Source organism: Stenotrophomonas sp. STEN056 (genome assembly GCF_056759635.1).
Map to the genome: position 1 here is coordinate 49353 of NZ_JBRRDL010000013.1, position 11728 is coordinate 61080.

At 64.6% G+C, this 11728-nt stretch carries 12 protein-coding genes and 1 other RNA gene; 4 read left to right on the plus strand and 9 right to left on the minus strand.

The window, feature by feature from the left end; translation table 11 throughout:
- Window positions 1-110: 110 nt before the first annotated feature.
- The 5 genes from ACVOLO_RS09165 to grpE all read right to left on the minus strand — a co-directional run bounded on the left by ACVOLO_RS09165 (window position 111) and on the right by grpE (window position 6162).
- A complete protein-coding gene (locus ACVOLO_RS09165) occupies window positions 111-1241 on the minus strand; it encodes a prephenate dehydrogenase (RefSeq protein WP_481569939.1) in 1131 nt (376 codons plus the stop codon).
- Window positions 1238-2146: a pyridoxal kinase gene (gene pdxY / locus ACVOLO_RS09170; RefSeq protein ID WP_481569940.1), complete on the minus strand. Its 909-nt coding sequence runs from the start codon at window positions 2144-2146 to the stop codon at window positions 1238-1240. The genes ACVOLO_RS09165 and pdxY overlap by 4 nt, the downstream gene beginning before the upstream one ends.
- A gap of 189 nt (window positions 2147-2335) precedes the next feature.
- Complete coding sequence (gene dnaJ / locus ACVOLO_RS09175) at window positions 2336-3460, minus strand: molecular chaperone DnaJ (protein ID WP_481569941.1); 1125 nt, start codon at window positions 3458-3460, stop codon at window positions 2336-2338.
- A 127-nt stretch (window positions 3461-3587) separates the two neighbouring features.
- Complete coding sequence (gene dnaK, locus ACVOLO_RS09180) at window positions 3588-5504, minus strand: molecular chaperone DnaK (RefSeq protein WP_481569942.1); 1917 nt, start codon at window positions 5502-5504, stop codon at window positions 3588-3590.
- Window positions 5505-5646: 142 nt separating this feature from the next.
- Window positions 5647-6162: a nucleotide exchange factor GrpE gene (gene grpE / locus ACVOLO_RS09185; RefSeq protein WP_481569943.1), complete on the minus strand. Its 516-nt coding sequence runs from the start codon at window positions 6160-6162 to the stop codon at window positions 5647-5649.
- Window positions 6163-6344: 182 nt separating this feature from the next.
- On the opposite strand from grpE, the gene recN reads away from it, so the two are divergent.
- A complete protein-coding gene (gene recN / locus ACVOLO_RS09190) occupies window positions 6345-8012 on the plus strand; it encodes a DNA repair protein RecN (protein WP_481569944.1) in 1668 nt (555 codons plus the stop codon).
- 275 nt (window positions 8013-8287) lie between these two features.
- Here the strand turns inward: recN and fur are convergent, their stop codons facing one another.
- A complete protein-coding gene (fur, locus tag ACVOLO_RS09195) occupies window positions 8288-8695 on the minus strand; it encodes a ferric iron uptake transcriptional regulator (protein WP_481569945.1) in 408 nt (135 codons plus the stop codon).
- A gap of 104 nt (window positions 8696-8799) precedes the next feature.
- Here fur and ACVOLO_RS09200 point away from each other — a divergent pair, with 104 nt between their 5' ends.
- Entirely contained in the window at window positions 8800-9195 is a 396-nt protein-coding gene (locus ACVOLO_RS09200) for an outer membrane protein assembly factor BamE (RefSeq protein ID WP_057636039.1), read from the plus strand.
- Between the two features lie 21 nt (window positions 9196-9216).
- Here the strand turns inward: ACVOLO_RS09200 and ACVOLO_RS09205 are convergent, their stop codons facing one another.
- Window positions 9217-9474, minus strand: a complete 258-nt coding sequence (locus tag ACVOLO_RS09205) for an RnfH family protein (protein ID WP_481569946.1) — start codon at window positions 9472-9474, stop codon at window positions 9217-9219.
- 3 nt (window positions 9475-9477) lie between these two features.
- On the minus strand, window positions 9478-9906 hold the full coding sequence (locus ACVOLO_RS09210) for a type II toxin-antitoxin system RatA family toxin (protein WP_481569947.1): 429 nt from the start codon (window positions 9904-9906) through the stop codon (window positions 9478-9480).
- A 50-nt stretch (window positions 9907-9956) separates the two neighbouring features.
- On the opposite strand from ACVOLO_RS09210, the gene smpB reads away from it, so the two are divergent.
- Window positions 9957-10460, plus strand: a complete 504-nt coding sequence (gene smpB, locus ACVOLO_RS09215; RefSeq protein WP_481569948.1) for an SsrA-binding protein SmpB — start codon at window positions 9957-9959, stop codon at window positions 10458-10460.
- 84 nt (window positions 10461-10544) lie between these two features.
- Here the strand turns inward: smpB and ACVOLO_RS09220 are convergent, their stop codons facing one another.
- Window positions 10545-11102 carry a hypothetical protein gene (locus ACVOLO_RS09220; protein WP_481569949.1) on the minus strand — a complete coding sequence of 186 codons (558 nt, stop codon included), beginning with the start codon at window positions 11100-11102 and terminating at the stop codon, window positions 10545-10547.
- Between the two features lie 237 nt (window positions 11103-11339).
- Here ACVOLO_RS09220 and ssrA point away from each other — a divergent pair.
- Window positions 11340-11693, plus strand: a transfer-messenger RNA (tmRNA) gene (gene ssrA, locus ACVOLO_RS09225).
- Window positions 11694-11728: the final 35 nt, after the last annotated feature.

The following is an 11728-nucleotide window of genomic DNA, read 5'->3' on the forward strand; positions in this document are numbered from 1 at the left end:
GAGACTGGCTGCGAATGAGACCAGGCGGCATGGAGCCGTGGTACTTCCAGGCCGCCACCCTCATCCCCGCGCGACCCGCTCATGTTGCAGGCCGAAGCAGGTGCAGCCGCTCAGCGGCCCAGCACTCGACCAATACCGCTGCTGTCAATTTCCGCCGCTGCGGCGGCCAACACGTCCGGCGCGTAGGCCTGCACAAAGCCCATGCGGAAATGCACTTCGCCCGCAGGCGTACGTGAGGAATGAATCGACGCCAGGCTGATGCCATGCCGCTCAAACACATGCAGCAGCTCACGCAGCGAACCGGCGCGATCTTCCGGCAGGTGCACACTCATCGCGCGTGAATCGGTCAAGTCGGCCAGCAGATAGCCCACCCGCTCAAAGCTGTAGTTGCCGTCATCCAGCGCCTGTTCGCCCAGCGCCTGGCGGTTGTCGCCGAGAAACTGCTGGCGGAACGCAGCGCGGGCCGTGTCATCGCCATCGGCCAACAAGGCGCGCAGACGCGTCAGCTGGTCCAACAGATGATCCAGTACCTCGCCCGCATGCGGATTGCCGAACTGGATGTCTTCGTAGATGGCCGGGTTCAGGCTCAGGATTCGCGAAATGATGGCCGCGTCCAGCTCAAACGCCGCCGAGCGATACGGCATCAATTCCTGCAGCGACCCCAGCAACGGCGCGTACTCGCGCAATACGCCGGCCTGCGCCATGTGCGTGGCATGCACCATCGCCTGCACGAGCGCCATCACCCGGTCGTGATGCTCGGCCGTGCCGCGCACGCATTCGGCCTGCAGGGCAGCACACAACGCGTCCAGCCAGGCCTGCCAACGTGCATCCAGGCGCGCCTCGCAGACCACCATCACCCGGCCTTTGAGCGTGGGCGCCTTGGGCGGTGCAGTCATCGGGTGCAGGCCCGCCACGGAAGCCTGTGACTCCAGCATCGCAGCCACCGGCTCGGCCTTGATCGAGGTGACATCCAGCCACAGGCGGCCCCGTTCGCGCCCCGCCGATTGCCGCACATAGTCGCGGATCAGTGCCGGGGTGCAACGGATCGGTGCCGAGAACAACAGCACATCGGCCTGCTCCAGCAACTGCTCGGGCGTCTGCGAGCCTGGGTCCACCGGGTCGTGGCCGATGACCTCCAGGCCCATGCGCGCCTGGAAAAAACCACGCAGCCAGCGCCCGTATGCGCCGCCACTGCCCACGATGCCGATGACCGGCGCTACCACCGCGGAGTCTTGACTCACGCCAGACGCTCGGCACGGAAACGGTGCGGTGTCCCCAGCGCCGCCGGCACTGCCGCCAGCACGTCGAACTCCTCCACGCCGTGACTGAGCGTGGCTTCCAGCGCCGCATGTACGCCGGCAATGGCACGCCCCACTGCATCCTCGAAGGTGTGGCCCTTGATCAGGAACGCCACCAGCAGCGACATCAGCACATCGCCGGTGCCGGCCACGTCCACCGGAAGATGTGGCGAGGTCCAGCGCCATGTTTCATTGCGGCCAATGGCCAAGGTCACCAGTTCGCCCGGGTCGCCTGACACGGAGTGCGCGATCACCCATTCCGGGCCGCGCTCCAGCAAGCTGCGCGATGCCGCGATGGCGTCGTCCTGTTCCAGCGCGGGCATGCCGGTGAGGCAGCCCAGTTCAAAGGCATTGGGCGTCACCAGCCAGGCGTGCGGCAGCAGACGCTCGGCAAACACGCGTTCCAGGCCCGGCTCCACGTAGGGGCCGGTGTGGGTATCGCCCATCACCGGATCCAGGCAGTAACGCAGGCCCGGCGATTGCGGCAACACATGGTCCAGCCAGTCGGCAAAGGCAGTGCCATTGCCGACGCTGCCAAAGTAGCCGGACACCAGCATCTGCGCGCGCTGTGGCAAGCCACGTTCCTGGGTGCCAAGCAACAGGTCGGCAAACCAGTCCGCAGGCAGAACACGCCCGCGCAAGGTCGCGTAGAACGGCGCATTGCTCAACAGCGTGGTGGGAATTTCCGCCACGCGCAGGCCCAGCGCGCGCAACGGCGGCACCGCCGCGCTGTTGCCGGCATGGCCGTATACCAGTTGCGATTGGACGGAAATCACGTCCACCGGCAACGGCCCATCCGGGCGCTGCCGACGACCGTGCACAAGATGGCTATGGTCAGCTTCGTTCATCGCCCCATTCTACGACTGCCGGGAGCGCAGCACCCGCATGCATTTGCGTGCGCAACCAATCGCCGACGGCATAACGACAAAAGCCGCAGCACGCTGCGGCTTTTGAAGTCTGCTAGTGCCGGGCCATGCTCGGCAGAGCATTACCGGGAAAACCACTGCCGTGCATGGCTCGGCAGTGCAGGTGATGCCTCAGGACTTCATGCGTTCCCAGAAACCCTTGACGCCATCAATGAAGGTCGCCGACTTGGGCGAATGCTTGCGCGCTTCCTCACCACTGAAGGTCGCCTCGAACTGCTCCAGCAGCTTGCGCTGCTCGCTGGTGAGGTTGACCGGCGTTTCCACGACGATGCGGCAATACAGATCGCCTTCGGTGCGGCTGCGCACCGATTTGACGCCCTTGCCACGCAGGCGGAACAGCTTGCCGGTCTGGGTCTCGGCCGGAATGCGGATTTCCGCCTCGCCGCCCAGCGTGGCCACGCGGATCGCGTCACCCAGCGCCGCCTGCGAGATGCGGATCGGCACTTCGCAGTGCAGGTCGTCGCCATCGCGGGTAAAGATGGCATGGTCGCGCACCCGCACTTCCACATACAGATCCCCCGGCGGTGTCCCGGCCGGGCCGGCTTCGCCCTCGCCCTGCAGGCGGATGCGGTCGCCGGTATCCACGCCCGCCGGCACCTTGACCGACAGCACCTTGTCTTCCTCGACACGGCCATTGCCGTGGCAGGTCTTGCAGGGCTTGGCGATGATCTGACCACGGCCGTCGCAGTTGTGGCAGGCCTGCTGCATGGCAAAGATGCCGCGCTGCACGCGTACCTGGCCGCGACCACCGCAGACGTTGCAGGTCTCGACCTTGCCGTCTTCCGAACCGCTGCCGTCGCAATCGCCGCATTCGGCCAGGGTTGGAATCTCGATGCGGCGCTCGACGCCGGCCACCGCTTCTTCCAGGTCCAGCTCCATCACGTAGCCGATGTCGGCACCGCGACGCGGCTGGCGCGGGCCACCGCCCCCGCCGCCAAAAATATTGCCGAAGATATCGCCAAAGATATCGTTCATGTCCGGGCCACCCGGACCACCGCCGCCGCCCATGCCGTGCTCGAACGCGGCGTGGCCGTGGGCGTCATACATGCGCCGCTTATTGCCGTCGGACAGGGTTTCGTACGCCTCCTTGCACTCCTTGAAGGCAGCTTCGGCGGCGGCATCGCCCGGGTTGCGGTCCGGGTGGTGCTTCATCGCGCAACGGCGATAGGCCTTCTTCAGCTCTTCATCGGTGGCGGTGCGGGCTACGCCCAGTACTTCGTAATAATCGCGTTTCATCGGCACATGGTTTCGGAATCGGGTTGTCGGGGGTCACGGACAGCAGCTGACTTGCAGATGCCGGAAGGGGATCCGGAACACGGAACCGCAGTTCCGAACCCCGAATCCCCGTTCACGATTCCAGGCCTTACTTCTTGTCGTCCTTGACCTCGGTGAACTCGGCGTCCACCACGTCATCAGCGGCCTGGCCAGCAGCGGCGTCCGGCGCCGCGCCACCCTGGTCACCGGCCGAAGCAGCAGCAAACAAGGCCTGGCCGGCTTCTTCCAGCGACTTCGACTTGGCTTCGATCTGCGCCTTGTCGTCGCCCTTCATCGCGGTTTCCAGATCGGCCAGTGCGGCTTCAACCTTGCCGATCACATCGCCGCCAACCTTGCTGCCATGCTCGGTGATGGCGCTGCGGGTGGCGTGGATCAGACCGTCAGCCTGGTTGCGGGCCTGCACCAGTTCCTGGAACTTCTTGTCTTCCTCGCGGTTGGCTTCCGCGTCGGCAACCATGCGTGCGATCTCTTCCTCGGACAGACCCGAACCGGCCTTGATCTCGACCTTCTGTTCCTTGTTGGTCTTCTTGTCCTTGGCCGACACGTGCAGGATGCCGTTGGCGTCGATGTCGAAGGACACCTCGACCTGCGGCATGCCACGCGGCGCCGGCTCGATACCGGACAGGTCGAACTTGGCCAGCGACTTATTGTAGCGGGCCTGCTCGCGCTCACCCTGCAGCACGTGCACGGTCACGGCCGACTGGTTGTCCTCGGCGGTGGAGAAGGTCTGCGAGGCCTTGGTCGGGATGGTGGTGTTCTTCTCGATGATCTTGGTGAACACGCCGCCCATGGTCTCGATGCCCAGCGACAGCGGGGTCACGTCCAGCAGCAGCACGTCCTTGACGTCGCCGCCCAGCACGCCGCCCTGGATCGCAGCACCCAGTGCCACGGCTTCGTCCGGGTTGACGTCCTTGCGCGGTTCCTTGCCGAAGAACTCGGTGACAGCCTGCTGCACCTTCGGCATGCGGGTCTGGCCGCCGACCAGGATCACTTCGCTGATGTCGCTCGAACGCAGGCCGGCGTCATTCAACGCCACGCGGCACGGCTCGATCGACTTCTTGATCAGCTCTTCGACCAGGCTTTCCAGCTTGGCGCGGGTCAGCTTGATGTTCAGGTGCTTCGGGCCGGAAGCGTCTGCAGTGACGTACGGCAGGTTCACTTCGGTCTGCTGCGCGGAGGACAGCTCGATCTTGGCGCGCTCGGCGGCGTCCTTCAGGCGCTGCAGGGCCAACGGATCCTTGCGCAGGTCGATGCCCTGGTCCTTCTGGAACTCTTCAACCAGGTATTCGATGACGCGGTTGTCGAAGTCTTCGCCGCCCAGGAAGGTGTCGCCGTTGGTGGCCAGCACTTCAAACTGCTTCTCGCCGTCGACGTTGGCGATCTCGATGATCGACACGTCGAAGGTGCCGCCGCCCAGGTCGTACACAACGATCTTGCGATCCTTGTTATCACCCTTGTCCAGGCCATAGGCCAGGGCTGCCGCGGTCGGCTCGTTGATGATGCGCTTGACGTCCAGGCCGGCAATGCGACCGGCATCCTTGGTCGCCTGGCGCTGGCTGTCGTTGAAGTAGGCCGGCACGGTGATGACCGCTTCGGTGACCTTCTCGCCGAGGAAGTCTTCGGCGGTCTTCTTCATCTTTTCCAGCACGCGCGCGGAGATTTCCTGCGGCGCCATCTTCTTGGCATCGCTGGTCTGCACCCAGGCGTCGCCATTGTCATGGGCCAGGATGCTGTACGGAACGTGCGCGATGTCCTTCTGCACTTCGGCGTCGGTGAACTTGCGGCCGATCAGGCGCTTCACCGCATAGAAGGTGTTCTTCGGGTTGGTGACGGCCTGGCGCTTGGCCGAGGCACCCACCAGCACTTCGCCGTCCTTGGTGTAGGCGACGATGGAGGGCGTGGTGCGGTCGCCTTCCGAGTTTTCTATGACGCGGGCCTTGCCGCCGTCCATGATCGCCACGCACGAGTTGGTGGTGCCGAGGTCGATACCAATGATCTTGCCCATGGGGGACTCCTGAGGATTCGTTTGCCGGCAGCCGCCGGGGATGAATGGGATGTGGGGGATGGCGCGGTGACATTCAAGCCACCCCCGGAACGCTGAATTGCGGTTGGCCGGCGCCGTTTAACCGGCGGCCAGCCGAAAGGGGTCAGTCAACCCGTGCCACGACCACCAGCGCCGGCCGCAGCAGGCGCTCGTTGAGCAGGTAGCCCTTCTGGAACACCTGGACCACGCTGCCCGGGGCTGCGCCCGCCGGATCGACCTGGCTGATGGCCTGGTGATGCTCCGGGTTGAACGCTTCGCCCACCGGGTTCAGCAGGGCCAGGCCGTTGTCGGCAGCCACCTTCAACAACTGCTTGTAGGTCAATTCCAGGCCTTCGCGCAGCGGATTGGCCTCGGCGCCGGCTGCGGCCAGGCCGGCATCCAGGCTGTCGAACACCGGCAGCAGCTCGCCCAGCAGCTTTTCGTTGGCGAACTTGCGGGCCTGTTCAACGTCACGGGCCACGCGGCGGCGCTGGTTTTCCAGGTCAGCGCGCTCACGCAGCGCGTCGGACTTGACCTGCTCCAACTCGTCACGCAGGGCCTGCAGCTGCGCTTCGTGCTGATCGGCCAGTGCGCCATCCGCACCGGCTTCAAGATTGGTTTCGGGGTGATCTTGGTTCATTTCCGGTTCCCTGGCGGAGGTTCTGCCCGCCTACCCCGCCCCGTATGTGGGCGTTGCCACGGGTTTCAAGGTTCCGGCTCAGTCTTTGAGACAGTGTGTCGCTAAGTTGCACCGGCTAGCACCCCAGCATTGACCTGTCCGGCGCACATGCTAGCTTTGCCCGGCCCCATCAGCTGCCTGCCATGCTCAAACATCTTTCGATCAAGGATTTTGCTGTCGTCCGTGCCACCGAGCTGGAGTTTGGGCCGGGCATGACCGTGGTTTCCGGTGAAACCGGCGCGGGCAAGTCGCTGATGGTCGACGCACTAGGCTTCCTGTCCGGCCTGCGTGCCGACTCGGGCGTGGTCCGCCACGGCGCCAGCCGTGCCGAACTCTCGGCCGAATTCAGCATCGACGCCGACATGCCGGCCCACCAATGGCTGCGCGACAACGAGCGGGTCGATGACGGCCAATGCCAGCTGCGCCGGGTGATTCGTGCCGACGGTGGCTCACGCGCCTTCATCAACGGCCGCCCGGTGCCGGTCTCGCAGCTGACCGAACTGGCCGCCTTCCTGGTCGAAATCCACGGCCAGCACGATCAGCAAGCCCTGCTCTCGCGCCCCAGCCAGCTGTCCTTGCTGGACGCCTATGCGCGCAACGATGCCGAACGCGCCGCCGTGCGCGCCGCCACCGCCGCCTGGCAGGCCCTGCTGGACGAGCGCGACGCGCTGTCCCAACAGGGTGATGTGTCCGACCGCATCGGCTTCCTGGAACATCAGCAAGGCGAATTGCAGCGTGAGGATCTGGAACCGGCCGCCATCGCCAACCTCACCAGCAGCCACCGGCGCCAGGCCCACTCCACCGCCCTGATCGAGGCCTGCCAACGTGCCGGCGGCCTGCTCAATGGCGACGATGAATCCCCGTCCCTGTTGTCGCTGCTGCAGCAAGTGCGCAATGAGCTCGCCCGCGTCAGCCAGCACGACAGTCGCCTGGGCGAAGTGGACAGCATGCTCGACGCCGCCGGCATCCAACTGCAGGAAGCATTGGCGCAGCTGGACCGCGTCCAGGACGACCTGGACAGCGACCCGGATGCGTTCGAGGAAATCGAGCGCCGCCTGAGCCGCCTGCACGACCTGGCCCGCAAACACCGCGTGCCGATGGAAGAGCTCGGCACTACCCGCGAGCGCATCGCAAACGAACTGGAACAACTGCGCGGTGCCGACGAGCGCCTTGCCAAGCTGGCCGGCGAGATCGACAAGGCCGCCGGCCACTGGCAGACCACTGCCGCCCAGTTGAGCCAAAGCCGGGAAACTGCCGCCAAGGCACTTTCCCAGACCACCACGGCACTGATCGGTGAACTGGGCATGGGCGGCGGGCAGTTCCTGATTGCACTGGAGCCCCAGCCGCAACTGCGCCCGGACCCCAACGGCGCCGAACGCGTCGAATTCCTGGTGGCGGCCAACGCCGGCCAGCCCCCCCGCGCCCTGCGCAAGGTGGCCTCGGGCGGTGAACTGTCACGCATCTCACTGGCCATCGAAGTGGCGGCCCTCGGGCTGGACGCCGTACCGACCATGGTCTTCGACGAAGTGGATTCGGGCATCGGCGGCGCCGTGGCCGACATCGTCGGCAAGAAACTGCGCGCCCTGGGCGACCGCCGACAGGTACTGTGCGTCACCCATCTGCCGCAGGTGGCCTCCAAGGGCCACGCGCACTACCGCGTCAGCAAGGCGCCGGTGGAAGGCATGACCCAGAGCGCGGTGGAACTGCTCGACGCCAAGGGCCGCGAAGAAGAGCTAGCCCGCATGCTCGGCGGCGCCGAAGTCAGCAAGGAAGCCCGCGCCGCCGCCCGAAAGCTGCTCACCGAAGCCTGAAGCCAGACAGCTGCGGGCCGTGGCCGTGGGCTGCGGACTGTGGCTTGGCTTTGCTTTGCTTTAAAGCCCCTCTCCCGTTCACGGGAGAGGGGTTGGGGTGAGGGCAGCTTTGGGGCTCATCAAACCCAGCCCTAAAAGTCCCCTCCCAAACCCTCCCCTTCGTCATCAGCGAAAGGGAGGGAGCCAAATCACACGCCCACAAACAAAAAACACCGGCCAAGGCCGGTGTTTTTCCATCTCCGTTGTGCACGGCTCAAAGGCCGCGCCACCAAGACTCAACGGCGCTTCTTGCGCACGTACAGCACCAGTGAGTGCTCTTCCAGGTCGTAACCATGATCAGCGGCGATCTTGCGCTGCAGCTGCTCGATTTCATGGCTTTCAAACTCAATGATCCTGCCAGTGTCCATGTCCACCATATGGTCGTGATGGGCACCGCGGTCCAGTTCATAAACCGCCTGGCCGCCTTCAAAGTTGTGCTTGAGCACCAGCCCGGCTGCTTCAAACTGGGTCAGCACACGGTAAACCGTGGCCAGGCCAATCTCATCGCCACAATCAAGCAGCTGCCGGTAGATGTCTTCGGCGGTGAGGTGGTGGTGGGGGGTGTTCTGCTCAAGCAGGGCAAGGATGCGCATGCGGGGATGCGTCACCTTCAGGCCGACTTTGCGCAGCTCATTGGATTCCATGGCCATCGTGTTCATTGGCGGTTTAACGCCAGTTGCCTCCGGTCAGATCGCGCTGGGTGCTGGGGAGTGTATCATCAGCCCGATATCCTAAATCGCCCTACCCAATGCGCAACCTCCTGCTGATCGCCGTCGTCGCCCTGTCCACCACCGGCTGCGGCATCATCTACAAGCAGCCCATCTACCAGGGCAACCTGATCCGCGAGCAATCCGTGGCGCAGCTGCAGGCTGGCCAGAGCAAGCAGCAGGTCAATGCACTGTTGGGCACGCCGTCCATTCCGGACCCCTTCCACGCCCAGCGCTGGGATTACACCGCCAGCCAACGCGTGGACCGCCTTGGCCGCACCGAAGTGAAGAACTTCACCGTGTTCTTCGAAAACGACCAGGTCTCGCGCTGGGAAGGCGACTACTTCCCCACCCAGGACGCCGAGCTTGCCCGCAAGAGCGTGCGCCAGTTCGGCCGCAACCTGGCCAAGGACAAGAAGAAGCGCGGCGGCCGCTGAGCCCCCAACGCCACCCTGAAATCAATCGCCGCCGCGCGCACGCCGGCGGCGATTTTCTTTGGGGTCGGCCAGCAACGGGCGCAGCAGTTCAATACGGTCACCCTCGTGCAGCAGTTGCTGCGGGCGTGCCAGCAGGCCATGGACCGCATAGGCCACCACTTCGCCCGCCGCGTCCAGCGCAGCGGCCCCCACTGCTTCGGACACCACACAGCCCTCCGGCAGGTCCAGCTCCCGCCGCTGGTAGTTGCCGGGCCAGGCCAGCACGACTTCAACGCGCATGGCTCAAACCTCCTGGTCGGCCACACGCACGAAATCGTTGACCATGCGGTCAGCCAGCCCCTGGAAACCCAGCGCAAGCGCCGGCCCCAGCAACCGCGATGTCGGCTCAAACTCCAGTTCCAGGGTCACCTTGCAGGCGTTGTCGGCCAGCTGTTGGAAATCCCAGCGGCCGTGGAGGCGCTTGAACGGGCCGTCGCGCAGTTGCATGTCGATGCTGCGCGGCCGCTGCAGCGTGTTCTCGGTCATGAACCAGGTCCGGAACGAGCCCAAGCCCAGATCCAGCCGCGCCACCAGCTTCTCCTCCCCTTGCTCAAGGATCTCCGCCTTGTCGCACCAGCGGAACCGGCGCGGATAGGCAGAGACGTCATTGACCAGGTCAAACATGCGTTCGGCAGAGTGTTCGACCAGAGCGCTTCGGCGGATGGTAGGCATGGGAATACGATGAATGTCCGGAATGCCTCCGAATCGGAGACAATACGTAAATGAGCAAGAACACCGGCAAGGATAAAGCAAAGAACGCGACGGCCAACAAAACCATCGCGTTGAACAAGCGTGCCCGGCACGAATACCACCTCGAAGAACGCTTCGAGGCCGGGCTGGTGCTGCAGGGCTGGGAGATCAAGGCCATCCGCGCCGGGCGCGGCAACATGACCGACGCCTACGCCTATGTAAAGGATGGCGAAATCTTCCTGATCGGCGCCCAGATCACCCCCCTGATCCAGGCCTCCACGCATACCGTCCCGGAGGATCGCCGCCAGCGGAAACTGCTGCTGCATCGGCGCGAGATCGACAAGTTGATCGGGCGCATCGAACGCGATGGCTACACCCTGGTGCCCACGGCGATGTACTGGAGCAAGAACAAGATCAAGCTTGAGATCGCATTGGCCAAGGGCAAGCAGAACCACGACAAGCGCGACACCGCCAAGGAACGCGACTGGGCCCGCGAGAAGCAACGCGCCATGCGCGCCCACAACCGCAACGCCTGACGCCCAGCGCCGTTCCCAATCCGGGCGCGAACACGTCCTGATCAAGTATTGCTGCGCGCAGCAACACGGTGCGCGGCGCAGGCCTCATCTGGCCACGAGCGGCCGCTTGATCCTTCGTCGGCCCGGCAGCACCGCTGCCAGGGCCGCATGCAGTACCGACAACATGACCACCTGTGCCAGCTCCACCTGCTTGCGGTCATCACCTGCCAGCCAACGGCGTGCATCTTCCGCCGCAGGCGCGGGCAGCAGCGCCAGGATGTCGGCATCGCTCATGGCATCGGCCACCTCCTGAACCTGCCGCGCCAACCGCGTAATTCTCCAGGTGACCAACACCACCTGCCCGACCGCGATCAGCATGCCCGCGGCAGCAAGGCGTGAAAACGCAGCTGCATCCAGCCCCGACCAATCCGGCCGGAAAACCAGCAACACCAGCGCCGCCACCCATTGCCAGCCCGCGAATCGACGCCGCGACAACGCCATTCGCTGAATCATCCCGCCACACACCAACAACAGAGCGGTTGCCAGCATCGGCAGATACACCGCATCAACGAAGACAGCAGCGCTCAGCAGACCTGCCAGCAACACATAGGCAAGCACCGGCGGCAAGGCCCTGCGCCGATAACCCGCCCCAGGGCGCCCCACCAACCCTCCCAGGCTCCGTCGTGATTGCGACACTTGCATGGTTCCAAGCCTCTTACCGTCTCCCGGACGGATGCTGGCGCTCGTGATGTCGCAGAAAGGTCGCCCCGGCGTTAACCGCCCCAGCCGCGATGCGTGACGATTCAGCTTGTTTGCCGTAGTATCGGCCCTGCTCAGCGAGGCTTTGGTCCCTGCCCGGCTTGCCGGACACCCAAAGTACTCATGGCTCAACGTCTAACCGGGGGTGCATTGGTTTCGACGGAGGTTATGAAGTCGCTTGGTGCATGCCGAGGGGGTAGCTTTCCTCGTAAATCCAGCTGCAAAACTCTAGTTGCCAACGACGACAACTACGCTCTCGCCGCTTAAGGCGTAAGCCCCGAACCCACTTGTGCCCGTGCTCGTGGATGTAGGGTCATTATCACGGAACCGGCTGTGACGGCTGCCTGTCAGTCATGGCTTAACCAAAACAGGCTGGTCCTGGGGTGCGCTTTGCACACCGTGCTGCCACAGGACGAGACCCAACGGTGAGCTAAGCATGTAGTACCGGGGATGGAGTGCTTTCGGACGGCGGTTCAATTCCGCCCACCTCCACCAATCCAACTGACCGGGACCTCCCGGTAGTTACTTAA